Source organism: Streptomyces sp. HUAS MS02, from assembly GCF_055702265.1.
Genome location: NZ_CM146747.1, coordinates 7,233,501 through 7,258,779 on the forward strand (window position 1 = coordinate 7,233,501; position 25,279 = coordinate 7,258,779).

A 25,279-nucleotide genomic window follows, 5' to 3' on the forward strand; every position below is an offset into this window, starting at 1 on the left:
CTCCCTCACCGGACCGTCTCTGGAGGAGCCACGGCGATGGCGGAATTCACCAGTTCGAGCATCACGATCGAGGCCTCGGCCGCCGACGTCATGGCAGTGATCGCCGACTTCGCCCGCTACCCGGACTGGACGGGTGAGGTGAAGGAGGCGGAGGTGCTCAAGACCGACGACCAGGGCCGCGCCGAGCAGGTCCGGCTGGTCATGGACGCGGGCGCGATCAAGGACGACCAGACGCTCGGGTACACCTGGACCGGGGCGAACGAGGTCTCGTGGACGCTGGTCAAGTCCCAGATGCTCCGCTCCCTCGACGGGTCCTACATCCTCAAGCCGGTGAGCGACTCGGTGACCGAGGTGACCTACCAGCTCACCGTGGACGTCAAGATCCCCATGCTCGGCATGATCAAGCGCAAGGCGGAGAAGGTCATCATCGACCGGGCGCTGGCGGGCCTGAAGAAGCGGGTGGAGTCGGGGGCGGCGTAGGTTTTTTGCGCACCCATGGCCCGGCGGGGCGCTGCCTCCCCAACTGCGGGCAGTCGTGCCGCTGGGGCGATGGGGGCACCTCCCGCTTGAGCGAAGCCGAGAGTGGGGGGAGGGTGGGCGTAGGCGGCACCCTGTCAGCGTCGGCAAGCGCCCCCTCCCCGCTCAGCCCCGGCGCCGGGTGCCGACGCGGTAAAGGGACAGCCCGCCGCTGGGTTACCGTTCACCCCCATGCGCACCATCCTGATCACCGGGCAAGGCGGCAGCGGCCGTACGACGGTCGCCGCGGCCACGGCGCTGGACGCGGCCCGCGCGGGCACCCGCACGCTGGTCCTGAGCGCCGACCGCACGGACGGGCTGGGCGCGGCCCTCGGCACGGCCACGGGACCGGAGCCCGTGCGCGTCGCGCCGCACCTCACCGCCTGGCGCCCCGACGCCGCCGCCGGCTTCCGGGAGGACCTCGTCGCGTTCCAGGAGCGCGCCGCCTCCGTCCTCGACCTGCTGGGCGCGGCACGCCTGGACGCCGAGGAACTCACGCCCCTGCCCGGCGCCGAGGAACTCGCCCTGCTCCGGGCACTGCGCGACGCCGCGCTGTCGGAGGCGTACGACCTGCTCGTCGTCGATCTGCCCCCCGCCCCGCAGGCCCTCGCCCTGCTCGGCCTCCCGGAGGAACTGCGGCGGTATCTGCGCCGGCTGCTCCCGCCGGAACGGCAGGCGGCCCGGGCGCTGCGGCCGGTCCTCGGCCGCCTCGCCGGGGTGCCGATGCCCGCCGAGTGGCTGTACGAGACGGCCGCCCGCTGGGACGTCGAACTGGCCGCCGTCGCCGCGATCGTCGAGGACGCGGGGACGAGCGTGCGCCTGGTCGCGGAGCCCGGCCCGGCCGGCGCCGACCACACGCGCCTCGCGGGCGTCGGATTCGCCCTGCGGGCCCTCCCCGTCGACCTGCTGATCGCCAACCGGGTCCTGCCCCAGGGCACCCACGACACCTGGCTCGCCGGCCTCGTCGCGCAGCAGCGCAAGGCGTTGGAGGAGTGGGAGGAGCAGGGCGAGACCCGCCCCGTACGGGGAGTCGCCCACCTCGGACGCGACCCCCGCGGTCTCGACGACCTCGCCGCTCTGGGCGTCCCCGGTACGGGTGACACTCCCGCCCGGGTCACCTGGCCCGTCACCGACAACCTCGGGGCCGAGGGCGTGCTGGTGTGGCACATTCCGCTGCCCGGCGCGATACGGGACGAGCTGGATCTCATCCGGCGCGGCGACGAGCTGGTCGTCACGGCGGGCCAGTTCCGCCGTATCGTTCCGCTGCCGTCGGCACTGCGCCGCTGCACCGTCGACGGCGCGGCCCTGCGCGACGGCCGGCTGAGCATCCGATTCGCGCCGGACCCGCGGTTGTGGCCCCGGACCCGGTGAACCGTATACGCCCGTTCGGGTAACGTCGAAGGTACGAACCGTAGGCAGGAGCCCGCCATGAGCGAAGAGCGCCCCACGTCCGACGCCGCCGGCGAGGGCGCGGCCGCACGCAGGGACGCGGCCGACGAGGCGCGGACGGCCGAGCAGGCGCGCGAGAGCGACCGTGTGCGCGCCACCGACGCCGACGCCTGGGCGACGGCGTGCGAGGAGGATCTGAACGCGGAGAAGGCCCGCCGCCGGGCCCAGTACGGGCCGCCCCCGGGCTCGGCCGCCGAGGAACTGCGCAAGCTGGTCGACACCGTCGCGGACAAGCTGTCCGGGCTGCAGTCGCCGTTGCTCGGCGCGGTCGCCGGCGGCGCGGCGCAGCAGATGGTCAACCAGGTCGTCCGTCAGGCCAAGGCCGCCGTCGAACCCGTCATCGAACGCAACCCGGACGTCTTCGACCATCTCGCCGCCGCGGGCGGTGAACTCCTCGCCGCGTACCGCTCCGCCGTCGAGGCCCAGGAGCGCCGCTGGACCAACCGGGACACCGGCCACCAGCAAGGCCGCGACAAGGGGGACGACCAGGGCCCCAGTGAGCGCATCGACCTGGACTGACGGCGGGCCCGTCCGCCGGGCGGACGCCGGGAGTCCCGGGGCAGGGCCTCGGGTACGGTTGGCCGTAGCGGGGCTCGACCGAAACTGAGGGATTCATGGGACTCACCATCGGCGTCGACATCGGCGGCACCAAGATCGCGGCCGGTGTGGTCGACGAGGAAGGCAACATCCTCTCGACCCACAAGGTGCCGACCCCGGGCACGCCCGAGGGGATCGTGGACGCCATCGCCGCCGCCGTCGAGGGCGCGCGAGCGGGACACGAGATCGTCGGTGTCGGCATCGGCGCGGCCGGTTACGTCAACCGGCAGCGGTCGCAGGTCTACTTCGCCCCCAACATCGACTGGCGCAACGAGCCGCTCAAGGAGAAGGTCGAGGCCCGCGTGGGCCTGCCGGTCGTCGTGGAGAACGACGCCAACGCCGCCGCCTGGGGCGAGTACAGGTTCGGCGCGGGCAAGGGCCACCGCAACGTCATCTGCATCACCCTCGGCACCGGTCTCGGCGGCGGCATCATCATCGGCAACAAGCTGCGCCGCGGGCACTACGGCGTGGCCGCCGAGTTCGGTCACATCCGGATGGTCCCCGACGGTCTGCTCTGCGGCTGCGGCAGCCAGGGCTGCTGGGAGCAGTACGCCTCCGGCCGCGCCCTCGTCCGGTACGCCAAGCAGCGCGCCAACGCCACCCCGGAGAACGCGGAACTCCTCCTCGGCCTCGGCGACGGCACCCCCGACGGCATCGAGGGCAAGCACATCTCCATGGCCGCCCGCCAGGGCGACCCCGTCGCGGTCGACTCCTACCGCGAGCTCGCCCGCTGGGCCGGCGCCGGCCTCGCCGACCTCGCCTCCCTCTTCGACCCCTCCGCCTTCATCGTCGGCGGCGGCCTGTCGGACGAGGGCGAACTGGTCCTCGACCCCATCCGCAAGTCCTACAAGCGCTGGCTCGTGGGCGGCAACTGGCGCCCGGTCGCCGACGTCATCGCCGCCCAACTGGGCAACGAGGCGGGCCTGGTGGGCGCGGCGGACCTGGCGAGAGAACCCGACCCGATCATGTAGACAGCGGTCAGCGGACCCCGCGCCCTTCAGGGGCGCGGGGCTGTGTCGATATGCGGCTCCGCCGCGTGGGCGCGAGAAACCACGACGCACCTGTAGTCGCAAACGGACAAATGCCCCGGTCTCCTAGGCGTATCTTGATCCATATGGCGACCACCCCGCTCCCCAACTCCCGCACGGACCCCGACGGTTCGGCACTCATCCGTGTCCTCAGCTACAACATCCGCTCCATGCGTGACGACACGGACGCCCTCGCCCGAGTGATCACCGCCTGCGCCCCCGACCTGGTCCTGATCCAGGAAGCCCCCCGTTTCTTCCGCTGGCGCAAGAAGCTCGCCAGGCTCGCCGCCGCCTCCGGCCTGGTCACCCTCTCCGGCGGGGCCACCGCCTCCGGCCCCGCGCTGCTGTGCGGCCTGCGCGCCACGGTCGAACACACCGAGGACGTCCTTCTGCCCCTCACCCCCGGCCTGCACCGGCGCGGCTTCGCCACGGCGGTGGTCCGCTTCGGCCGCGCCCGCCTCGGCGTCCTGTCCTGCCACCTCTCCCTGCACAAGGACGAGCGGTACGAGCAGGGCGGCATGCTTCTGGACCGGCTGGCCGGTCTGGGCGCGACCCACGCGGTCGCCGGCGGCGACCTCAACGAGCGCCCGGACGGCCGCACCTTCCGCCGCCTCGCCGGCGAACTCCAGGACTGCTGGACCACCACTCCGTGGGGCGGCGAGTACACCTCCACCCCCACCGACCCCCACCAGCGCATCGACGCGATCCTGGCCACGTCCGGCATCGAGGTCCTCGGCTGCGGCGTCCCCCTCGACCTCCCCGGCGTCACCGACGGCGACCTGAGGGCGGCCACGGACCATCTGCCGGTCCTGGCCGCCCTCAGAGTCCCCGCCGAAGGGTAGGAGCGCCGTACCCCGCCTGGCCCGCTGCCGACGGGTACTCCTTGGCCCTGTCGACGATCGCCCAGCTGTCCAGGTAGGAGAGCTGGGTGTACACCTTCATGTTCTTGCCGGCGCCCGAGGAACGCTCGTCCCGGAAGCCGAGGAAGGCGTACGTCGCCGGGTCGAAGATGAAGAAACCGCCGTAGCCGATGGGCACCCCGGGCAGGTCCGGGGCCTTGTAGGAGATGGCCACGCCGACCCGTCCCTTGGCGTCCTTCTGGTTCGGCACCACCTTGACACCCGGCACCATCCCGAGCGCCTCGTACGCCGCCGGTCGCAGTCCTTCGGGCATCACCGGGACCAGCTTGAGCAGTCCGGCGAGCCTGAAGTAGATGGGCATCCACTCCTCGTCGGTGATGTCGTCCAGGGAGGCGTTCATGCCCTGGCGTCCGAAGGACTTCTCCTGGATCGTCAGGATCAGCTGCTCCGGATCGGTCGGCAGCTGCCGTAGTTCGCTCCAGTCCTGCGGGGGCCACACGCTCTCGTCCTCCTTCAGCGGAGGCGCCCACCACCCCTTGCCGATCTCCATGACCCACGAGCGCTGTGAGCCGTCCACCGAGCGCCAGTTCTCGGAGACATGGGTCTGCGTCGTCCCGGTCTTCTGGTCCGTCTCCTTGATGATCTCCTTGGAGTAGACGAACTGGTCGTCCCGAGGGCTGACCGGCTTCTCGTGCTGTCGCGCGTACGCGGCCGCCCCGTTGAGGACCGTCCGCGCGCTCACGTTCCGCATCGGCGGGAGGTCGGTCACCGGCGGCTGCGCGGTCCGGCCCCGGCCGTCGTCGCGGTCCTGCTGCACGGCGACCAGGACGCCTGCCGCGACTGCGGCGGCGACCGCGCCGCTCAGCGCGATCCGCAGGACCGGGCGGCGGCGTACCGGCGAGGCGTGCCCGAGGATCGGCTTCCGTGCCCGGTCACCGTCCGGCGCGGTGATCGTGGCGAGCAGTCGGGCCCGCCCGCGCCGCCGGGTCTCCTCGTCCAGCGGGGGCGCCCCGGCGTCGTAGTCGGCGAGGTCCCGCAGGTCCCACAGGGCCCTCGGGTCGTGGATGTCACGCATGGGCGTCTGCCTCTCGGAAAGCGGTCGGATCGGATCCGCCCAGTGCTTCGCGCAGTCTGCCGCGAGCCCGGTTCAGCCGGGACCTGATCGTGCCGACGGGCACGCCGAGGGCCTGGGCCGCCTCCTCGTAGTCGAGGCCGGCCCAGGCCACCAGCAGCACCACGTCGCGGTGCCGGGCGGACAGCCCGGCCAACGCCGCCGCCAGCTCCCGGCGCACCCCCGTGGCACCGGCCCTGGCGACCGCCCGGTCCGCGACCGGCTCCTCGTCTTCCACCGGCTCCGGCAGCCGGGCCAGTGCCCTGAACCGGCGTGCCTCCGCCCGCCGATGCCGGCCGAGGACGTTGGTGGCGACACCGAACAGCCAGGGGCGGGCGTCGAGCCGCTCCAGGTCGTACGTGTGCCGCCGCTGGAACGCGATGGCGAAGGTCTCCGCCATCAGGTCCTCCGCCGCCTCGGGACCCAGCCGCCGCGCCGCGTAACGGTGCACGGCGTCGGCATGGCGGTCGTAGAGGACGGCGAACAGCTCGGGCTCCTCCCGGGACCGCTCGATCACGCGGGCGTCGCTCTCCTCGCGATCCCCGGCGCGGGGGCCGAGTCCCGGTGGTCCGACGGGCATCGGGGCTCCTCTCGTTCGTCCGAACGCCCTCCGAGGGCTGGGCCCGTTCGGGGCGTGCACCCGTACTTCGCCGTTCACCGGAATCGAGTTCCATTCCGCCGCCGGGCGTCCGCGTCGTGGGGCCCGGCGACGGCGAGGGCCCGCCCGGAACGTTCCCGGGCGGGCCCTCGTGCGCGACGTGACGTCGGCGGTGGGGTCAGACGACCGCGCCCCGGCCCGGATCGTCGTCGTCCTCGTCGTCGCTCCTCATCCGCATCACCAGCGTGGCGAAGCCGCCGAGGAAGCCGCCGATGCCCAGGGTGGTGAGCCACCAGGTCATGTCCCAGCCGAGCAGCACGGCGAGCAGCAGCAGGACCGGTCCGCCGATCACGCCCAGCCAGGCGAACTTGGCGGTCGCGTCGGCCTCCGGCAGCGGGGGCGGCTCGGGCGGCACGAAGTGCCCCTCGCCGTCCTCGTCGTCCTCGGAGTCCTCCTCGCCCGTGTCCTCGCCGACCGGGTCGGGCACGCTGTAGTCGCGCGGGCCCGCCCCGACACCGGGGGCGAACGCGACCGAGCTGCCGAGCGGCCTGGGCGCCGAGGGGCCCGCGGCGCCGTCGGGAGCCTTGTCCGCGGTGTCCTCCGGCTCGGCCTCCAGCAGGGCCAGGTCCTCCACGGACCTGAACGGCTTGGCACCCGGCGGGTCCGGCGGCTCCTCGCCGAACCCGGCGACGATGGCCCGCCAGGCGGCGTCCTCGTCGAACGGCACGTGCTGCTCCTCGCCGGCGTGCTGCTCCTCGCTCGGCGCATCGCCGGACGGGGCGCCCCCGGCGCCTCCGGCCGTGCCGCCCGAGGAGTCCCCCCGTGAGTCACCGGGGGATGCGCCCAGGGGTGCTCCCTGCTCCTCCGGCTCACGCTCGGAGTCGTGCTCAGCCACCAGTGGCCGTCCCTTCCCTCTGCTCCAAGGATCCCGGACCGATCTGCTCCACGGACCCCGAATCAGACTGCTGTACGGATTCCGCGTCGGACTTCTTCACATCCGCCGCCGCGGACTCCGTCGTGCCCGGTCCGTCGGGGTCCTTCACCAGCCGGGTGACGAACGCGTGGCTCTCCTCGAAGATCCGGTCCGCGTCGTGGTCCAACGTCGCGACGTGGTGGCTCTGTTCCAGCAGGATCTCCGTGACGTCCGTCGACGACACCCGGCCGAGGACGCGCTCGGAGTCGACGGGCGGCACCACATGGTCCCGTGGGCTGTGCATCAGCAGCAACGGCTGGGTGACCTGGGGCAGTTCCCCGTCGACGAGGCGCAGGAAATTGTGCAGGGAGTGGGCCGCGTGCAGCGGTACATGGCTGTACCCCAGCTCCTCGACGCCCTCCTTGGCGATGTCGCTGGTGATCCCCTTCGTGGTGGGGACGAAGTGCCGGAGCAGGGGGAGGGCGTGCGCGGCCGGGCCGTGCACCTTGTTCGCCGGGTTGACGACCATCACGCCGGCGACCGCGTCCCCGTGCTTCGCGGCCAGCCGCAGCGCCAGGGCGCCGCCCATGGACAGCCCCGCGACGAAGACCCGCGTACAGCGCTCCCGCAGGGTCCGCAGCTCACGGTCCACCTCCGCGTACCAGTCCTGCCAGCCCGTCGGGCGCAGGTCCTCCCAGCGGGTGCCGTGACCCGGCAGCAGGGGCAGCGCGACGGTCAGCCCCCGCTCGGCGAGATACTCCGCCCAGGGACGCATGGACTGCGGTGACCCGGTGAATCCGTGGCAGAGGAGGACTCCGACCTCTCCGCCCTCGTGGTGGTACGGCTCGGCTCCAGGAAGGACCGGCACGGTTCGGTCTCCTGTTCATGAGAAGGGTGTGAAAGTCCGGATGTGGTTCACCGTACGCGACCGCACTGACACCGACCAGGGGCTTCGACCCACACCGGCAGGACCTGTCGGACTCTTGCCCGGCCGTCCGGGTTAAGGTCTCATCCACGGATCACAGAGAGGCACTCGGTTGTTGTACGGCGCGATGAAGGTCGCTATCGGGGGACCGCTCAAGGTCACCTTCAGGCCCTGGGTGGAGGGCCTGGAGAACATTCCGGCCGAGGGCGCCGCGATCCTCGCGAGCAACCACCTCTCCTTCTCGGACTCGTTCTTCCTCCCCGCTGTCCTGGACCGCAAGGTCACGTTCATCGCGAAGGCCGAGTACTTCACCACCCCCGGCGTCAAGGGCAAGCTGACGGCCGCCTTCTTCAAGGGCGTCGGCCAGCTCCCGGTGGACCGCTCGGGCGCGCGCGGCGCGGGTGAGGCCGCGATCAGGAGCGGCATACAGGTCATCGAGAGCGGCGAACTGTTCGGCATCTACCCCGAGGGCACCCGCTCGCCCGACGGCCGGCTCTACCGGGGCAAGCCCGGCGGCCTGGCCCGCGTGGCCCTCGCCACCGGCGCGCCGGTCATCCCCGTCGCCATGATCGACACGGAGAAGATCCAGCCCCCGGGCAAGGTCCTGCCCAAGGTCATGCGCCCCGGCATCCGCATCGGCAAGCCCCTCGACTTCAGCCGCTACCAGGGCATGGAGCACGACCGCTTCGTCCTGCGGGCGCTGACGGACGAGGTCATGTACGAGATCATGAAGCTCTCCGGCCAGGAGTACGTCGACATGTACGCGACCGCCGCCAAACGGCAGATCGCGGACGCGGCCAAGGCCGAGAAGGAGGCCGACAAGGCCGCCCGGGCCGCCCTCGCCAAGGCGGAGAAGGAACAGGCCGCCAAGGAGCTGCGGGAACAGGCCGAGAAGGCCCGCGCGGCCAGGACCGGCGCGGACGAGGACGGCGCGGACAGGGACGGCGCGGGAGAGGACCGCCCGGCTACGTGACCGACGGGTTCCCGGGTACGGTCGCGTTCCGGACGCGTGGGCCGGGGCGCCCGGTGGCGAGTCAGCAGGGGGTGGGGGACGTGGCGAAGCTCGAGCGGGTCATGGCGATGTCGGTGGAGCAGCCGCTGTGGCGTGCCCTGACCGGCTACCGGGTCCTGACGATGATCTACGCCGTCGGGCTGTTCATCAGCGCGTACGACAGGTTCCAGCGCCCCTGGCTGGCGATCGCCTACTTCGTGGTGCTGGCCGGCTGGACGCTGGTGACCCTGCCCAAGGTCGCGGGCGCCGCCAGCTGCACCAAGCGGTTCCTCGCGGCCGACCTCACCATCGCGATCGTCGGCATCCTGCTCACCCGGCTCGCCGACTCCACCGCGCGGATCGAGGCCGGCGGCCCCACGCTGCCGTCGATATGGACCGCCGGCGCCGTACTGGCCTTCGCCATCAAGGGCGGCTGGCGCTGGGCCGCCTTCGCCTCCACGCTCGTCGCCGTCGCCAACCTGATCCACCGGGGCGCCCCCACCCGGGACACCATCCACAACGTCCTGCTGGTCTGGGTCGCCTCCATCGCCATCGGCTACGTCGTCGAGGTCGCCCGCGCCTCCGAGCGCACCCTCGCCCGCGCCCTGGAGATCGAGGCCGCCACCCGCGAACGGGAGCGCCTGGCCCGGGACATCCACGACAGCGTGCTCCAGGTGCTCGCCATGGTTCAGCGGCGCGGCACCGCCCTCGGCGGCGAGGCGGCCGAACTGGGCCGGATGGCGGGCGAGCAGGAGGTAGCGCTGCGCACTCTCGTCTCCGGCGGTCTGGTCCCCGTCTCCCGGGTCTCGGAGGACGCGGCCCAGGGAGCCCTCGTACGAGCGGTGGACGAACCGGAACCGTCCGACGGCGCCGGGGGTCCCGTGGACCTGCGGGCGCTGCTCGCCCCGTACGCCGGCGCGAAGGTCACCTTCTCCGAGCCCGGCGGCCCGGTGCCGCTCGCCCCGGCGGCGGCGCGGGAGCTGGCGGCGGCGGTCGGCGCGGCCCTGGACAATGTGCGCGCGCACGCGGGCGACGAGGCCCGGGCGTGGATCCTGGTCGAGGACTGGCCGGACGAGATCATCGTGACGGTACGGGACGACGGCCCCGGCATCCCCGAGGGGCGGCTCGCCCAGGCCGAGGGCGAGGGGCGGCTCGGGGTGGCCCTCTCCATCCGCGGGCGGCTGCGCGACATCGGCGGCACGGCCGAGCTGATCTCGGTGCCGGGCCAGGGCACGGAAGTGGAACTGAAGGTACCCAAGGCCGCAGAGGGGCCGAAGGGCGTGCGGGGGAAGGCGGAGAAGCGGTGACGGAAAACCCTGAAAGCGCGGCGAGCGGGGTCGGCGCAGTGAGCGCGGCGGGCGCGGAAAGCGCGGCGAGCCCGGGCGGCGGCGGTTCGGCGGACGGAACGGCGCGGCCCGGCGGAGGCGATGGCGGCGGTGGCGGAGGCGGTGGCCCGATCAGGGTCATGGTGGTCGACGACCACCCCATGTGGCGCGACGCCGTCGCCCGCGACCTGTCCGAGTCGGGCTTCGACGTGGTGGCGACGGCGGGTGACGGCGAGCAGGCGGTCCGGCGCGCGCACGCCGCCGCACCGGACGTCCTCGTCCTGGACCTCAACCTCCCCGCGAAGCCGGGCGTGCAGGTCTGCAAGGAACTCGTGGGGGCCAACCCCGCTCTGCGTGTCCTCGTGCTGTCCGCGAGCGGGGAGCACGCGGACGTCCTGGAGGCGGTGAAGTCCGGCGCGACCGGCTATCTGCTGAAGTCGGCGTCCACGGAGGAGCTGATCGACGCCGTACGCCGCACCGCCGCCGGCGACCCGGTCTTCACCCCCGGTCTCGCGGGTCTGGTGCTCGGCGAGTACCGCCGCCTCGCCTCCGAACCCGCCCCCGCGCCGGGCGCCGACGAGCCGAAGGCCCCGCAACTCACCGACCGTGAGACGGAGGTGCTGCGGCTCGTCGCCAAGGGGCTGAGCTACAAGCAGATCGCCGAGCGCCTCGTCATCTCGCACCGCACGGTCCAGAACCACGTCCAGAACACCCTCGGCAAGCTCCAGCTCCACAACCGGGTGGAGCTGGTCCGCTATGCCATAGAGCGTGGTCTCGACGACGAGTAAACGCCTCGAATCACCCCATAGAGTGATAGCGATTTGATCAATCGCGATCAACTCCCCCTCAATCGGCCGTAATTCGCCGGAATTGACTTCCCGTACATGCCGAAGTGACCTGGATCACTATTAGCGTGACCCTCACCAGGCAACCGCGGCGAAGGGACATTTCCATGCGCGTCGGAGTACTGACCGGAGGCGGCGACTGCCCCGGGCTCAACGCCGTCATCCGGGGCGTCGTCCGCAAGGGCGTACAGGAGTACGGCTACGACTTCGTCGGCTTCCGGGACGGCTGGCGGGGGCCACTGGAGAACGACACCGTCCGCCTCGACATCCCTGCCGTGCGCGGCATCCTGCCCCGCGGCGGCACGATCCTCGGCTCCTCGCGCACCAACCCGCTCAAGGAGGAGAACGGCATCCGCCGGATCAAGGAGAACCTCGTCAAGCAGGAGGTCGAGGCGCTCATCGCGATCGGCGGCGAGGACACGCTCGGGGTGGCCGCGCGGCTGTCGGACGAGTACGGCGTGCCGTGCGTGGGCGTCCCCAAGACGATCGACAACGACCTCTCCGCCACGGACTACACCTTCGGCTTCGACACGGCGGTCGGTATCGCCACGGAGGCGATCGACCGCCTTCACACCACCGCCGAGTCGCACATGCGCGTCCTGGTCGTGGAGGTGATGGGCCGTCACGCCGGCTGGATCGCCATCCACTCCGGTCTCGCCGGCGGCGCCAACGTCATCCTCATCCCCGAACAGCGCTTCGACGTCGACAAGGTGTGCGCCTGGGTGACGTCCCGCTTCAAGGCCTCGTACGCGCCCATCGTGGTCGTCGCGGAGGGGGCCATGCCGAAGGACGGCGAGATGGTCCTCAAGGACGGCTCGCTCGACTCCTTCGGCCACGTCCGCCTCTCCGGTGTCGGCGAGTGGCTGGCCAAGGAGATCGAGAGGCGGACGGGCAAGGAGGCCCGCACGACCGTCCTCGGCCACGTCCAGCGCGGTGGGACGCCCTCGGCGTTCGACCGCTGGCTCGCCACGCGCTTCGGCCTCCACGCGATCGACGCCGTGCGCGACCGTGACTTCGGCAAGATGGTCGCCCTCCGTGGCACCGACATCGTCCGCGTCCCGATCGCCGATGCGACGGCCCGCCTGAAGACGGTCGACCCGAAGCTGTACGAGGAGGTCGGCGTCTTCTTCGGCTGAGGGCGTCGGAGGGCGTCGGAGGGCGCCCAATGGGTCGGGGGTGCGTGTGTCGTCGGCGGGTGCGGGTGGGTGGGGCTTCTCGCGCAGTTCCCCGCGCCCCTAAGGGCCTACGGCCCTTCAGGCCGAAAAGCACGGGGCGGCAGCCCCTGCTTTTCAGGGGCGCGGGGAACTGCGCGACCAGCCCCCACCCGCCCGCGCCCGACAACGCACCCCCAGACCCACCCACCCCCCGACCCTTAAACCGCCCGCAGCGACTGAACCCCCGCCACCAACTCCCGCACCACACTCACCCCGTCCAGCGTCAGCACCGACTCCGGATGGAACTGCACCCCCGCGAACCCGGCCCCCCGCAGCGCGTGCACCTCCCCGCCCCCACCCCGGCTGACCTCGACCCCCCGCGCCGCCAGCTCCCCGGCCATCTCGTCGTCGCACCGCGCCACGAAGCTGTTGTAGAACCCCACGGTCTCGGTCCGCCCGAACAGATCGATCTCCGTCTGCGCCCCCTGGTACGGCACCTCCTTCCGTACGATCCCCAGGCCCAGCTCCGCCGCGATCAGCTCGTGCCCGAGGCACACCCCGAGCACCCCGTACCGGTGCCCCCGCAGCACCTCGGCGGTCAGCGACCGCAGGAACCGCATCTTGGGGTCGTCCCCGTCCGACGGGTCCCCGGGGCCGGGCCCCAGCACCACCACGCCCTCGTGCGCGAGAACACTCTCCCGCAGCCCCGGCTCGTCGTACCGCCGTACCGTCACCTCCAGCCCCGACGACCGCAGCAGATGCGCGAGCATCGCCGTGAAGGTGTCCTCGGCGTCGACGACGAGAGCGTGCCCGGTCAGCTCACCCGTCCGCTCCCGCATCCGCAGCCAGAACGGCGCCAGCGAGGCACGCCGCCCGTCCAGCGCGGCCCGCACCCGGGGGTCCTCGGCCAGTCCCGGCAGCACCCGCTCCCGCTCCGGCCGCCCGGGCCGCACCCCCAGCGCCGCCAGCACCCCCGCCGCCTTCGCATGGGTCTCGGCGACCTCGCCCGCGGGGTCCGACCCCCGGACGAGCGTGGCCCCGACCGGCACCTTCAGCCGCCCGTCCGCCGCGATGTCGGCCGTACGGATCAGGATCGGCGAGTCCAGGGTCTGCGCACCGCCCGCGTCACGCCCCAGCAGCGCCAGAGCCCCGGCGTAGTACCCGCGCCCGACACCGTCCCGCCCGAGGGGCTCGTACCGCTCGATCACCCGGCAGGCGTTCTGCACCGGCGAGCCGGTGACCGTCGCGGCGAACATCGTCTCCCGCAGCACCTCCCGCACGTCCAGCGAGGACCGCCCGCGCAGCTCGTACTCGGTGTGCGCCAGGTGCGCCATCTCCTTCAGCCGGGGTCCGACCACGACCCCGCCCATGTCGCCGACCGTGCACATCATCTTGAGCTCCTCGTCGACGACCATCGACAACTCCTCGATCTCCTTGCCGTTGCCGAGGAAGGCCAGCAGATCCTCCGGGGTGGGGCCCCCGGCCGGATAGCGGTACGTCCCGCTGATCGGGTTCATCACCACCGTCCCGCCGGACATCCGCACATGCACCTCGGGGCTGGCACCCACGAGCGTGCGCTCCCCGGTGTGCACCACGAACGTCCAGTACGCCCCCCGCTCACCCTCCAGCAGCCGCCGGAACAGCGCGAGCGCGTCGGCGCGGCCGAAGCCGGGGACCGTGCCCTCGTAGGTCCGCCGGATCACGAAGTTGGCGCCCTCGCCCCGCCCGATCTCCTCGCGCAGCACCCGGCCGACGATCTCCGCGTACTCCTCGTCGCCCACGTCGAAGCCCCCGCCCTCGACCCGGACGTCATGCGCGGGCAGCTCCGCGAGCGCCCGCTCCAGCGGCAGTTCGTACGACTCCTGCGGCACCAGCACCGACAGCGGCGTCCCGTCGTCGCGGACGTCGAAGCCGCGCTCCCGGATCTGCCGGAAGGGGACGAGCGCCAGCCCCTCGTCGGGGAGGTCGGCGAGACGCTCGTACGTCGTCACCGGGCCGATCAGCAGCTCCACCGTGTCCTGGTCGTGCAGGCCGGGGGTACGGCGTCGCAGCAGGGCGAACGGGCGGTCGTCGGACAGGAGCCGGGTCAGGTCCATGGGTTCCTCTTCCCTGAGGATCACCGTCGTCGCGGTGATCGTGATCGTGATCAGGGAGGAGCGGCCGGGCCCGGGAAACACCGAAGGCCGCCCCTCGGGCGGCCTTCGCGAAGTCTTGCGTACGCGCAGTCAGTGGGCCGCCGGATGAGCGGTCCACCACCAGTTCTGGGTCGAGTGCGCGAACATGCGCCGCACCCTACCGGAGAAACCCGGAAACTCACATGATCGACACCTGGTGGTCGGCTTAGGATCACGCGTGCCCCACATACCGAGAACGCGACTCCTGGCCCTCGTGACGGCGACGGCCGCCTTGCTCGCCGGGCTGACCGGACACCCCGCGACGGCCGCGGACGCGCCGACCACGACCCGACTGACGCTCACCGGCGACCTGTTCAGGATGACCGACACGAGCACCGCGGCGGCCGCCACCACCCTCGCCGACCGGCTGGCCGACGCAGACCTCGGCGACGTCGTCACCACCGAGTACACGACGGATTCCGCGGGGGCGCCCGACCCCGGCATGAACCTGGGCTCGATGCGCGCCTGCGCCGGCGACGAGACCAAGGCGCTGCCGCCGGTGGACCGCAAGGTCGCCTGGTGCTGGTCCGCCGCGCTCGGCGACGACACCACGCCCCGCTGGTGGCCCCAGGGCATGAGCACGACCGGCACCGCCGACGGGGCCGACGGCGCGATCCAGGGCAGGAGCGTCACGGCGGTCGCCTGGCACTACAAGACCTTCAGGACCGACCTCGCGGGCACGGTCGAGGCGGCCGACAAGTGCCGCACCAACAACCTGCTCAGGCTCTCCCTCATCGACCGCGACACGCTCAAGTACCGCCACGTCCTGCTCGTCGAGCCGACCTCGGGCGGCCAGAACTTCAAGTTCGTCACCGGCCACGGCGGCGGCATCGTCTGGTACGCCAACCACCTCTACGTCACCGACACCACCGGCGGCATCCGCGTCTTCGACGTCAACAAGCTGAGCAAGGTCGACACCTACGGTTCCGGGCTCAACACGTACGGCATCGACGGCGTCTCCGGCCGGTCGAGCGCCTGCGGCCATCCGTACGTCCTGCCGCAGACCCACTACTACCGGCAGGCCTCCCCGCCGCCCTCCGGCGGCTGCGACAACGACGCCGTCGACGGCGCCCCCGACCCCGACTCGCTCTGCTACTCCTGGCTCTCCCTCGACAAGACCGGCGGCGGCCCGTACAAGCTGGTCGCCGGCGAGTGGTACGGCGGTGTCGCGGGCGCCCGGATCGTGCGCTACCAGCTCAATCCGACCAGCGCCTCCACCTATCCGGGGCTGCTGAACATGTCCGGCGGCAGAACGGTGATCCACGACGCGTACGCCGCGACCCGCTACACCGGCCTGCAGGGCGGCATGACCTGGACCGACGACACCGGGCTGCTGAACTTCGCCTTCCACAAGGGCTGCGCCCTCCAGCCCGCCGTGTTCTCCCGCACCTGGACCGGCGACACCCGCGCCCCGACGGCCTGCAACGTCACGGTCGGCGGACGGCCCCACGCGAGCGGCAACTGGGCGGTCGGCACGCCGCAGGCGCTGAGCCACTGGCCGAGGCTCGGCTCGGCACGCGTGGACGAGCTGTGGGGACTCACCGAACACATCTGCGCCGGCACCGCCCTGCGGGCGAGCTTCCCGCACGAGTTCGAGGCCGTCGAGGAGGCCGACGAGCGGCGCAACGCCTGCGACGGCTACCAGGGCGTGGCCAACCTCTCCCTGCGCACGGTCTTCGCCGTCGGCTTCGACGACCCCGCGGTCATGGACCTCCACTGAGGCGCCCCGCGGACCCCGCTCAGATCGAGCGGGGTCCGTCTCACTTGATGAGCAAGGGGATGGACGCCCGACATGACCCCGTAATGTGGACGTCGTGACCGTGAACGCTAAGTCCAGCGCGAGCGCTGGCAACACCTGGCGAGACCTGCCCGCGGCGCAGCAGCCCGAGTACCCCGACACCGAGGCTCTGCGCGCAGTCGTTGCGGAGCTCGAGTCGTATCCGCCGCTCGTCTTCGCGGGCGAGTGCGACCAGCTGCGCGCCCGGATGGCGTCCGTCGCCAAGGGAGAGGCGTTCCTCCTCCAGGGCGGCGACTGCGCCGAGGCCTTCGACGCCGTGTCGGCCGACCACATCCGCAACAAGCTGAAGACACTGCTCCAGATGGGTGCCGTCCTCACGTACGCGGCCTCCGTGCCGGTCGTGAAAGTCGGGCGCATCGCCGGGCAGTACTCCAAGCCCCGCTCGAAGGGCACCGAGACCCGCGACGGCGTGACCCTGCCGACCTACCGCGGTGACTCCGTCAACGGCTTCGACTTCAACGAGGCCGCCCGCGTCCCGGACCCCGAGCGCCTGAAGCGGATGTACAACGCCTCCGCCTCCACGCTCAACCTGGTGCGCGCCTTCACCACCGGCGGTTACGCCGACCTGCGGCAGGTGCACGCCTGGAACCAGGACTTCGTGAAGTCGTCCCCGTCCGGCCAGCGCTACGAGCAGCTCGCCCGCGAGATCGACAACGCGCTGAACTTCATGCACGCCTGCGGGGCCGACCCGGAGGAGTTCCGCACCGTCGAGTTCTTCTCCTCGCACGAGGCGCTGCTGCTCGACTACGAGTCGGCGCTGACCCGCGTGGACTCGCGCACCGGCCGGCTCTACGACGTCTCGGCGCACATGGTGTGGATCGGTGAGCGCACCCGGCAGCTGGACCACGCGCACATCGAGTTCGCCTCGAAGATCCGCAACCCGATCGGGATCAAGCTCGGCCCGACGACCACGGCCGAGGAGGCGCTGCAGTACATCGAGCGCCTCGACCCGGACCGCGAGCCCGGCCGTCTCACCTTCATCGTGCGCATGGGCGCGGACAAGGTCCGCGACAAGCTGCCCGAGCTGGTCGAGAAGGTCACCGCGTCCGGCGCCACCGTGGCCTGGGTGACCGACCCGATGCACGGCAACACCTTCGAGGCCGCCTCCGGCCACAAGACCCGCCGCTTCGACGACGTGCTCGACGAGGTCAAGGGCTTCTTCGAGGTCCACAAGGGTCTGGGCACCCACCCGGGCGGCATCCACGTGGAGCTCACCGGCGACGACGTCACCGAGTGCGTGGGCGGCGGCGACGAGATCTTCGTCGACGACCTGCACCAGCGCTACGAGACCGCGTGCGACCCCCGGCTCAACCGCAGCCAGTCGCTTGACCTGGCGTTCCTGGTCGCGGAGCTGTACCGGGACTAGTAGGAGATCAACAGCGGGTGCGCCTGTTACGGGTGCGTGACAGGGCATGACGTGGGGCGCGGATCACATACGATCCGCGCCCCACTCCACTTTTGCGTCATCGGCCCGCCGGGTAAGGTTAGGTTAGCCTCACCGATCATCGGGATGGCGTCACCAATCGATCCCGGCGGGAGGTGAACCGCGTGTTCGTCTGCAGTTGCTTCGGCGTCACCGAGCAGCAGGTCAAGAAGCATGCGGCGGACGGCGCCTGCACCCCTCGCCAGATCGCGTCCGCGTGCAAGGCGGGCACGGACTGCGGCTCCTGCGTCCGGCGGATCCAGGCGATCCTCGGCCGGGGCGCGTGCCCGCGCCGTGAGTCGGCCGACCAGGGCGAGTCGGTCTTCACCGAACTCGAGGAAGCGGCCTGACCCGGTTCCCGGGCTGCCGCCCGGCTCAGCTCTCGGGCTGTTCGATCAGCTGCGCGATGTAGAGCGCCTCACCGAGCTTCTCCAGCAGTTCCAGCTGGGTGTCCAGGTAGTCGATGTGGTGCTCCTCGTCCTCGAGGATCGACTCGAAGATGTTCGCCGAGGTGATGTCGCCCTTGTTGCGCATCACCTCGATACCGCGCTTGAGGCGATCGATCGCCTCGACCTCGATCATCCGGTCGGCCTCGAACATCTCCTTGACCGTCTGGCCCACCCGGACGTGGAACAGCCTCTGGTAGTTCGGCAGCCCGTCCAGGAACAGGATCCGGTCGGTGAGCACCTCCGCGTGCTTCATCTCGTCGAACGACTCGTGCCGCGTGTACTTCGCGAGCTTCGTCCAGCCGAAGTTCTCCTGCATCTTCGCGTGCAGGAAGTACTGGTTGATCGCGGTGAGCTCCGCGGTCAGCTGCTCGTTGAGGAATTCGATGACCTCGGGGTCGCCCTGCATCGCAGAGGCTCCTTCCAAGCGGGGAACTGGGAGGTTGCGCCGCGATGATTGCACCGCTGTCGAAGATCGTCCAGTAAGTGCAAGCTTAGTAAGTAAGTGCAGCCTTAGTTCTAAATGTCCGGCTCGGGTGGGCCCTGGTCATGTGCACCACTCGGGGTCTGTCAGGATGGAGTCATGGGTCAGCCGGTGGAACGCGAATCAGGAGATCGCGCATCTGAGAACGCCGCGTCGTCGCAGCTTCCGCCGGGACAGCGGCTCCAGCGCGGCTGGCCGGTCACCCACTACGGGCCCGTCCCCAAGTTCCGTCCCGAGCGCTGGGACTTCCGGGTCTTCGGTGCCACCGCCGACGGCGAGAAGCACTCCTGGACCCACGACGAGTTCACCGCCCTGCCGTACGCCTCGGTCGTGGCCGATCTGCACTGCGTGACGAAGTTCAGCATGGTCGGCGCCGAATGGGGCGGCATCCCGGCCCGTACGATCCTGGACACCGCGCCGCCCGCCGCCGAGGTCACCCATGTGATGGTGTGGGCGGAGTACGGCTTCAGCTCCAACCTCCGCCTCGCCGACTTCGCCGACGACCGCACGATCTTCGCCACCCACAAGGACGGCGAACTCCTCACCGCCGAGCACGGCTTCCCCCTCCGCCTCGTCGTCCCCCACCTGTACGCCTGGAAGGGCCCCAAGTGGGTCCGCGGCATCGAGTACATGACCGCCGACCGCCGCGGCTTCTGGGAGGAACGCGGCTACCACAACATCGGCGACCCCTGGCAGGAACAGCGCTACTCCTACCAGGAGGAACCGGGCGACGGCCCCGAGCTCTGACGGCCGGCGCGGCGGCCGTCGGCGGAGCGGACCTGATCCGGCGTCGGTGATCAGGTGTCGGTGGCGTCAGCCGTCCCTGAGCCTCTTCAGGCGCTCCACGTCCGCCGCGTGGCCCTCCTTGCCGCCGGGGGTCTCGATGATCAGCGGGACGCCTCGCGTGGCGGGGTGGGTCATCAGGGCGCGGAACGGGTCCTCGCCGATGTGCCCGGAGCCGATGTTCTCGTGCCGGTCCTTGTGGGCGCCGACCACGTCCTTGGAGTCGTTGGCGTGGATCAGCTTCAGCCGTCCCTCGCCCACGGTGTCCACCAGCAGGTCCAGCGTCCGGTGCATGCCGTCGGGCCCGGTCAGGTCGTGGCCCGCGGCGAAGATGTGGCAGGTGTCCAGACAGACCCCCAGCTTCGGGTGGGCGTCCAGGGCCTCGAAGTACGGCCCGAAGTCCCAGGTGCGGGAACACAGCGAGGCGCCCTGGCCGGCCGTCGACTCCAGCAGCAGGTACGGGTCGTCGTCGTGGGTCAGCTCGTCCAGCAGCGGCAGCAGATACTCCCGTACCTGCTTGAGTGCCACGGACCGGTCCCGCCCGCCGGTCGCGCTGCCCGTGTGCACGACCACCCCGAGCGCGCCGATCTCCCGGCCCCGGCGCAGCGAGTGCCGCATCGACTCCACGGACTTCTCCGCCGTCGCCTCGGTGTGCGAACCGAAGTTGATCAGGTACGGCGCGTGGACGTAGGCGGGGATCGACTCCTCGGCGCAGGCCGCGCGGAACTCCTCGTCCTGCCGGGGGTTGCCGGCCGGGGTCGCCCAGCCGCGCGGGTTGGCGACGAAGACCTGGACGGTCTCGGCCTTCAGATCACGGGCGTAGGTCAGCCCGACGGAGTTCAGACCCCCGGCGACGGGCACATGGCCGCCGACGGGGTTGCGGGAAGGGCCGACGGGACCGGGGGTGGTTCCGGACGGCCCGGGGGCGGTGCCGGGGAGACCGGGGGTGGGGGCCGGGAGGCCGGGGGACAGCTGAGTGCTCACCGCACCAGGGTGTCATGCGGTCCGAGGTGCCCGGCCGCCGGTTCGAGGCGACGGCCGGGCCGGTCCGTCAGCGGATCTCGATGGTGATGGTCGAGCCCTTGGGCGCCGTGTCCCCGCCGTCCACGGACTGGCTCCTGACCTCGTCGCCGAAGAGCCCGAGGAGCCCCCGGTCCTCCTCGACCTCGAAACCGGCGTCCTTGAGCCGCTGGGTCGCCTCGTCGACGCTGTCGCCCACGACGTCGGGGACCTCGACCATCACGGGCCCCTTGGAGAGCGTCAGCGTGACGGTGTCGCCCTGGCCGACCTGCTTGCCCGCCCCGGGGGCCTGCTCGGCCACGAGCCCCTTGTCGAACTCGGAGTTGACCCGCCCGGAGGCGAACTTCACCTTCAGGCCCGCCTGCTCCAGCTCGGCGGTGGCGTCCGCGACCGACGAGCCCGACACGTCGGGCACCTCCACCGGGGCGCCCCGGCTGACTACGATCCTGACCGCCGCGCCGGACGAGATCTCGGTGCCCGCCCCCGGCTGGGTGCTGATCACCTGCCCCCTGATGACCTCGTCGCTGAACTCCCGCGTCACCACGCCGGGTTCGAGCCCGGCGTCCTTCAGTTTGGTCTTCGCGACATCCAGCCGGTAACCCTGCAGATCCGGCACCTTCACGGTCTGCGGGCCCTTGGAGATCGTCACCGTCACGGTGTCGTTGTCCCGGATGCGCTCGCCGGGCGCCGGGTCGGTGCCGATCACCCTGCCGCGCTTGACGGTGTCACTGAACGCCCGCTCGACGTCGACGTCCAGCCCGGCGCTCTCCAGCCGCTTCGTGGCGTCCGCCTCGCTCTGCTGCAACACGGCTGGGACCTGCGTGAACTGACCCGAGTTGATGTACCAGACGCCGCCGCCCACGCCCAGGACGAGCACCACGGCGACGACGACCGCCCACAGCCCGCGCCGGGGCGCGGCGGAGGCGCGGGTGCGCCGGGGCGGCGGCACAGGCGCGTCGAACCGGCTGGTGCGGTGCAACCGCTCGTCGGGATCGAGTCCCACCGACCGCGACACGGCCAGCGAACGCGGGATCACGCTCGTCCGGTCCTCGGCGGTGTCGTGGCCGCCGGCTATCGCCTGCGGCGGCACCGCGTCCAGCTGCTCGGCGCTCAGCGCCGCCCGCGCCTCCAGCGTCTGCGCGAGCAGTGCCACGGCGTCGTACGGCCGCAGCTCCGGATTGCGGGCGGTCGCCGAGGCGACCAGCGCGTCCAGGTCGTAGGGCAGCCCCGGCACCGCCGCCGACGGGGGCGGCACGTCGTCGTGGAGCGCGTGGTAGAGCACCTGCGCGGGGGAGTCGCCGGCGTGCGGCTTGCCGCCGGTGAGCATCTCGTAGAGCATCACGCCGCACGCGTACACGTCCACACGGGTGTCGGTCGTGCCGTGCTCCAGCTGCTCGGGGGCGAGGTAGGAGACGGTGCCGAGGACGGCGCCGGTCGTGCTGGTGACGGTGTCCACGGCCCGGACGAGCCCGAAGTCGGCGACCTTGACCCGGCCGTCGTCCCCTATCAGCACGTTCTCCGGCTTCATGTCCCGGTGCACGAACCCGGCGCGGTGCGCGGCGCCCAGCGCGGCGAGCACCGGCTCCAGGATGTCCAGTGCGGCGCGGGGCTGCAGCGCCCCCCGCTCGCGCAGCACGTCACGCAGGGTGCAGCCGGCGACGTACTCCATCGCGAGGTAGACGTACGAGCCGTCGGTGCCCTGGTCGTAGACCCCCACCACGTTCGGGTGGGAGAGCCGGGCCACCGACTTCGCCTCCCGGATGAACCGCTCGACGAACGTCCGGTCCGCGGCCAGCGTCGGATGCATCACCTTGAGCGCGAGCACGCGGTCGAGGCGGGTGTCCACGGTCCGGTAGACCGTGGCCATCCCGCCGACCGCGATCCGCGCCTCGACTCGATACCGGCCGTCGAGCACCTGGCCGACAAGCGGGTCCTGAAGGGTCGTGTCCACGCAGGTGAGTGTACGAGCCGTCGCCGACAGGCCCATGGGTCCCGTGACCCGAGAGACACACTGCAGCAGAGCTGTGACCGAGCCCGGAGGGCTGTGACGAGCGGGTCTCCGACGGAACTCGTTCGACCGTTCGAGTGAGGGCCGGAGCGGCGTGATCTACGCCTCAGAACGCCGGGCGCTCCGGATCCAGCCGCGCCAGTCCCTCGCCGGGGGACGAGGCCTCCGCGAAGTGACGGCGGGGGATACGGCCCGCCCGGTACGCCAGCCGTCCGGCCTCCACCGCGTGCCGCATGCCCTCGGCCATCAGGACCGGCTCCTGCGCCCGGGTCACGGCGGAGGCCAGCATGACGCCCGCGCACCCCAGCTCCATCGCGAGCGCGACATCCGACGCGGTGCCCGCGCCGGCGTCCAGGATCACCGGCACGCGCGCGTGCTCGACGATCAGCTGGAAGTTGTGCGGGTTGCGGATGCCGAGCCCGGAGCCGATGGGCGACCCGAGCGGCATGATCGCGGCACAGCCCACGTCCTGCAGCCTGCGCGCGAGCACGGGGTCGTCGTTCGTGTACGGCAGCACCGTGAAACCGTCGTCGACGAGCGTCTCGGCGGCGTCGAGCAGTTCGATCGGGTCCGGCAGCAGAGTGCGCTCGTCGGCGATGACCTCCAGCTTGACCAGGGACGTACCGAGCGCCTCACGCGCGAGGCGGGCCGTCAGCACGGCCTCGCCCGCCGTGAAGCAGCCGGCCGTGTTGGGCAGCACCTGGATGCCGAGCCGGTCGAGCACCGACAGGACCGAGCCGTGCACGTCGGCGTTGACCCGGCGCATCGCGACCGTGGTCAGCTCCGTGCCGGAGGCCACCAGCGCGCGCTCCAGGACGTCCAGGCCGCTCGCGCCGCCGGTGCCCATGATCAGGCGGGACGCGTAGGTCGTACCGCCGAGGACGAAGGGGTCGTCTGCCATGGGATCAGCCTCCTTGGACGGCGGTGAGGACCTCGACACGGTCCCCCTCGGCGAGGGCGGTGGTCGTCCACCGCGCGCGCGGGACGACGGTTTCGTTGAGGGCGGCGGCGACACCGGAGACGGACGGCGTGAGCGTCCGCACGATCGCGTCGAGGGCCGTGCCGGGGGCGATCTGCCGCCGCTCCCCGTTGACGGACACGGTCACGGTCCCGGTGGTGCTCATACGGGCTGCTCCAGGAGTTCGCGGGCCGCGCCGGCGCGGAACCGCAGGGGGGTGAAGTCGCGTGCCTCCGCCGGCAGTTCACCGGTGGTCAGCACCTCGGCCAGGACGTCCCCGGTGACCGGCGTGAGAAGCACCCCGTTGCGGTAGTGGCCCGTCGCGAGGAGCAGGCCCTCCAGCCCGCTCGGGCCGAGGAGCGGGGCGTTGTCGGGGGAGGCGGGGCGCAGTCCCGCGCGGGTCTCGGTGAGCGGCAGTTCGGTGATCCCGGGGACGAGTTCGTGGGCGTCCCGCAGCAGTTCGTACACCCCGCCCGCGGTGACCGTCGTGTCCCAGCCCTGTTCCTCGCTGGTCGCGCCGACGACGAGTTCGCCGTTCTCGCGCGGCACCAGATAGACCTGGCTGCCGCGCACCACGGCCCGCACGGTACGGCTCAGGAAGGGCGCGTACGGCTTCGGCACGGTCAGCCGCAGCACCTGTCCCTTCACCGGCCGCACCGGTGGCCGCACTTCGGCCGGGACGCCGGCGAGCCGCCCGCTGAGGCTGCCCGCGGCGAGGACGGTGTGCCCGGCGTCCAGCCGGTCGCCCGCGCCGGTGCGGACGCCCGTGGCCCGCTCCCGGGCCACCGACAGCTCCTCGGCCCAAGCCCGGTGGAACATCACCCCGGCGCGTTCGCAGGCCGCCACCAGGGCCGCGGAGAGCCGCCTCGGGTCGACCTGGTGGTCCCCGTCGACCCGCAGTCCGCCGCGCACGCCCGGCGCGAGCATCGGTTCCAGGCGACGGCACTCCCGTCCGCTCAGCCACTCCGAGTCGAGGCCCGAGCGGCGTTGCAGGGCGTGCAGTTCGCGCAGATGGGCGCGGTCGTCGGCGTCGAGCGCGACGGCGAGGGTGCCCGAGCGGCGGTAGCCGAGGTCGAGGCCGGTGACCTCGGTCAGCTCGGCGGCGAAGTCCGGATAGCGGCGCGCGGACTCCAGGTTGAGCCCCAGCAGCGTCTGCTCGCCGTAGTGCAGTTCGGTCACGGCGGCGAGCATCCCGGCCGCCACCCGCGCGGCCCCGCCGCCGGGCTCGGGATCGACCACGGCCGTGGCGCACCCGCGCTGCGCGGACCGCCACGCCGTGACGAGACCGATGATGCCGCCCCCCACGACGAGGACGTCTGACGTGTGCGTACGCGACATGGGCGTCCAGCCCCTCCCTTCGCCGGCATGACCCGGATCAGGTTCGTACGGTCGGAGGCCGCCAGCCTCCCTCTCAGCCCGGTGCGTCCGGGCTCCCGCGAGTGCTCTACGGTGGCCCACCCTAGCCCCCGCCGTTCGTCCCAGTAAGGGAGCCCATGCCCATGGCCCGCTCGCTCGACGGTCTCGTCCTCGCCCCCGTCGCCGACCAAGCCCCAGGTCAGGTGGGCACCCGCACCCGGTTCACGTACCACGAGAAGGACGGCGAGATCTGGGCCGACTACGCGGGCGGCGACGTCGTGCGCGGCCGGCTCGTGGGCACGCGCGCGGGGGACCGGCTGGACTTCCGTTACGTGCAGTTGAAGACCGACGGGACCACTGCCTCCGGGCACTGCGTGTCCCTCGTCGTCGAACTGCCCGACGGGCGGGTCCGGCTGGAGGAGACCTGGGAGTGGGAGTCACGGCCCGGCAGCGGGACGAGCGTGGTGGAGCAGGTCGAGTCGGCGGATCCCACCCCCTGACTGACCGAATATCAGTT

26 protein-coding genes and 1 riboswitch are annotated in these 25,279 nt (G+C 71.9%); of the genes, 14 read left to right on the top strand and 12 right to left on the bottom strand.

Annotated elements, in window-relative coordinates; genetic code table 11:
* Window positions 1-36: 36 nt before the first annotated feature.
* From ACZ9QC_RS31080 to ACZ9QC_RS31100, 5 genes are all read left to right on the top strand, one after another.
* Window positions 37-480, top strand: coding sequence for an SRPBCC family protein (locus tag ACZ9QC_RS31080; RefSeq protein WP_472916138.1), 444 nt, complete (start codon window positions 37-39; stop codon window positions 478-480).
* Between the two features lie 228 nt (window positions 481-708).
* Window positions 709-1,887, top strand: coding sequence for an ArsA family ATPase (locus ACZ9QC_RS31085; RefSeq protein ID WP_472916139.1), 1,179 nt, complete (start codon window positions 709-711; stop codon window positions 1,885-1,887).
* Window positions 1,888-1,944: 57 nt separating this feature from the next.
* Entirely contained in the window at window positions 1,945-2,484 is a 540-nt protein-coding gene (locus tag ACZ9QC_RS31090) for a DUF5304 domain-containing protein (RefSeq protein WP_472916140.1), read from the top strand.
* Window positions 2,485-2,579: 95 nt separating this feature from the next.
* Entirely contained in the window at window positions 2,580-3,533 is a 954-nt protein-coding gene (locus ACZ9QC_RS31095; RefSeq protein ID WP_184895128.1) for an ROK family glucokinase, read from the top strand.
* Window positions 3,534-3,676: 143 nt separating this feature from the next.
* Window positions 3,677-4,432 (top strand): endonuclease/exonuclease/phosphatase family protein, encoded by a 756-nt coding sequence (locus ACZ9QC_RS31100; RefSeq protein ID WP_472916141.1) that lies wholly within the window; start codon window positions 3,677-3,679, stop codon window positions 4,430-4,432.
* Here the strand turns inward: ACZ9QC_RS31100 and ACZ9QC_RS31105 are convergent.
* The 4 genes from ACZ9QC_RS31105 to ACZ9QC_RS31120 form a co-directional block, all read right to left on the bottom strand.
* On the bottom strand, window positions 4,410-5,525 hold the full coding sequence (locus tag ACZ9QC_RS31105) for a CU044_5270 family protein (protein ID WP_472916142.1): 1,116 nt from the start codon (window positions 5,523-5,525) through the stop codon (window positions 4,410-4,412). The two genes, ACZ9QC_RS31100 and ACZ9QC_RS31105, sit on opposite strands and share 23 nt — an antisense overlap.
* A complete protein-coding gene (locus tag ACZ9QC_RS31110) occupies window positions 5,518-6,141 on the bottom strand; it encodes an RNA polymerase sigma factor (protein WP_472916143.1) in 624 nt (207 codons plus the stop codon). The genes ACZ9QC_RS31105 and ACZ9QC_RS31110 overlap by 8 nt, the downstream gene beginning before the upstream one ends.
* Before the next feature lie 196 nt (window positions 6,142-6,337).
* Complete coding sequence (locus ACZ9QC_RS31115) at window positions 6,338-7,054, bottom strand: hypothetical protein (RefSeq protein ID WP_472916144.1); 717 nt, start codon at window positions 7,052-7,054, stop codon at window positions 6,338-6,340.
* Window positions 7,047-7,940 (bottom strand): alpha/beta hydrolase, encoded by an 894-nt coding sequence (locus tag ACZ9QC_RS31120; protein WP_472916145.1) that lies wholly within the window; start codon window positions 7,938-7,940, stop codon window positions 7,047-7,049. The genes ACZ9QC_RS31115 and ACZ9QC_RS31120 overlap by 8 nt, the downstream gene beginning before the upstream one ends.
* A 184-nt stretch (window positions 7,941-8,124) precedes the next feature.
* Here ACZ9QC_RS31120 and ACZ9QC_RS31125 point away from each other — a divergent pair, with 184 nt between their 5' ends.
* The 4 genes from ACZ9QC_RS31125 to ACZ9QC_RS31140 all read left to right on the top strand — a co-directional run bounded on the left by ACZ9QC_RS31125 (window position 8,125) and on the right by ACZ9QC_RS31140 (window position 12,294).
* Window positions 8,125-8,970: a lysophospholipid acyltransferase family protein gene (locus ACZ9QC_RS31125; RefSeq protein ID WP_472916146.1), complete on the top strand. Its 846-nt coding sequence runs from the start codon at window positions 8,125-8,127 to the stop codon at window positions 8,968-8,970.
* 101 nt (window positions 8,971-9,071) lie between these two features.
* Entirely contained in the window at window positions 9,072-10,295 is a 1,224-nt protein-coding gene (gene macS / locus ACZ9QC_RS31130; protein ID WP_472921862.1) for a MacS family sensor histidine kinase, read from the top strand.
* Between the two features lie 158 nt (window positions 10,296-10,453).
* Complete coding sequence (locus tag ACZ9QC_RS31135) at window positions 10,454-11,101, top strand: response regulator (RefSeq protein ID WP_184898620.1); 648 nt, start codon at window positions 10,454-10,456, stop codon at window positions 11,099-11,101.
* 164 nt (window positions 11,102-11,265) lie between these two features.
* A complete protein-coding gene (locus tag ACZ9QC_RS31140) occupies window positions 11,266-12,294 on the top strand; it encodes a 6-phosphofructokinase (protein WP_184895143.1) in 1,029 nt (342 codons plus the stop codon).
* A gap of 236 nt (window positions 12,295-12,530) precedes the next feature.
* Here the strand turns inward: ACZ9QC_RS31140 and ACZ9QC_RS31145 are convergent, their stop codons facing one another.
* Entirely contained in the window at window positions 12,531-14,408 is a 1,878-nt protein-coding gene (locus ACZ9QC_RS31145; RefSeq protein ID WP_472921863.1) for an anthranilate synthase family protein, read from the bottom strand.
* 129 nt (window positions 14,409-14,537) lie between these two features.
* Window positions 14,538-14,675 carry a trp operon leader peptide gene (locus ACZ9QC_RS31150; RefSeq protein WP_215454699.1) on the bottom strand — a complete coding sequence of 46 codons (138 nt, stop codon included), beginning with the start codon at window positions 14,673-14,675 and terminating at the stop codon, window positions 14,538-14,540.
* Between ACZ9QC_RS31150 and ACZ9QC_RS31155 the strand changes: the two genes are divergently transcribed.
* The 3 genes from ACZ9QC_RS31155 to ACZ9QC_RS31165 all read left to right on the top strand — a co-directional run bounded on the left by ACZ9QC_RS31155 (window position 14,665) and on the right by ACZ9QC_RS31165 (window position 18,057).
* Window positions 14,665-16,206: a hypothetical protein gene (locus ACZ9QC_RS31155; RefSeq protein WP_472916147.1), complete on the top strand. Its 1,542-nt coding sequence runs from the start codon at window positions 14,665-14,667 to the stop codon at window positions 16,204-16,206. The two genes, ACZ9QC_RS31150 and ACZ9QC_RS31155, sit on opposite strands and share 11 nt — an antisense overlap.
* A 94-nt stretch (window positions 16,207-16,300) precedes the next feature.
* Entirely contained in the window at window positions 16,301-17,650 is a 1,350-nt protein-coding gene (locus ACZ9QC_RS31160; RefSeq protein WP_184895149.1) for a class II 3-deoxy-7-phosphoheptulonate synthase, read from the top strand.
* Between the two features lie 173 nt (window positions 17,651-17,823).
* Window positions 17,824-18,057 (top strand): (2Fe-2S)-binding protein, encoded by a 234-nt coding sequence (locus ACZ9QC_RS31165; protein ID WP_045555342.1) that lies wholly within the window; start codon window positions 17,824-17,826, stop codon window positions 18,055-18,057.
* 25 nt (window positions 18,058-18,082) lie between these two features.
* Here the strand turns inward: ACZ9QC_RS31165 and bfr are convergent, their stop codons facing one another.
* Window positions 18,083-18,562, bottom strand: a complete 480-nt coding sequence (gene bfr, locus ACZ9QC_RS31170; RefSeq protein ID WP_469073048.1) for a bacterioferritin — start codon at window positions 18,560-18,562, stop codon at window positions 18,083-18,085.
* A 174-nt stretch (window positions 18,563-18,736) separates the two neighbouring features.
* Here bfr and ACZ9QC_RS31175 point away from each other — a divergent pair, with 174 nt between their 5' ends.
* Window positions 18,737-19,384, top strand: coding sequence for a sulfite oxidase-like oxidoreductase (locus ACZ9QC_RS31175; RefSeq protein ID WP_184895153.1), 648 nt, complete (start codon window positions 18,737-18,739; stop codon window positions 19,382-19,384).
* Window positions 19,385-19,450: 66 nt separating this feature from the next.
* Here the strand turns inward: ACZ9QC_RS31175 and ACZ9QC_RS31180 are convergent, their stop codons facing one another.
* The 5 genes from ACZ9QC_RS31180 to thiO form a co-directional block, all read right to left on the bottom strand.
* Window positions 19,451-20,404, bottom strand: coding sequence for a deoxyribonuclease IV (locus tag ACZ9QC_RS31180; RefSeq protein ID WP_472916148.1), 954 nt, complete (start codon window positions 20,402-20,404; stop codon window positions 19,451-19,453).
* Between the two features lie 67 nt (window positions 20,405-20,471).
* On the bottom strand, window positions 20,472-22,391 hold the full coding sequence (pknB, locus tag ACZ9QC_RS31185) for a Stk1 family PASTA domain-containing Ser/Thr kinase (protein ID WP_472916149.1): 1,920 nt from the start codon (window positions 22,389-22,391) through the stop codon (window positions 20,472-20,474).
* 163 nt (window positions 22,392-22,554) lie between these two features.
* Window positions 22,555-23,349 (bottom strand): thiazole synthase, encoded by a 795-nt coding sequence (locus ACZ9QC_RS31190; protein WP_472916150.1) that lies wholly within the window; start codon window positions 23,347-23,349, stop codon window positions 22,555-22,557.
* A 4-nt stretch (window positions 23,350-23,353) separates the two neighbouring features.
* Entirely contained in the window at window positions 23,354-23,554 is a 201-nt protein-coding gene (thiS, locus tag ACZ9QC_RS31195) for a sulfur carrier protein ThiS (RefSeq protein ID WP_184898624.1), read from the bottom strand.
* A 14-nt stretch (window positions 23,555-23,568) separates the two neighbouring features.
* Window positions 23,569-24,744, bottom strand: coding sequence for a glycine oxidase ThiO (gene thiO, locus ACZ9QC_RS31200; protein WP_472916151.1), 1,176 nt, complete (start codon window positions 24,742-24,744; stop codon window positions 23,569-23,571).
* Window positions 24,742-24,853: riboswitch (TPP riboswitch) on the bottom strand. (Overlaps the previous gene by 3 nt.)
* Before the next feature lie 52 nt (window positions 24,854-24,905).
* Between thiO and ACZ9QC_RS31205 the strand changes: the two genes are divergently transcribed.
* Window positions 24,906-25,262, top strand: a complete 357-nt coding sequence (locus tag ACZ9QC_RS31205; protein WP_472916152.1) for an avidin-fold protein — start codon at window positions 24,906-24,908, stop codon at window positions 25,260-25,262.
* Window positions 25,263-25,279 lie beyond the last annotated feature (17 nt).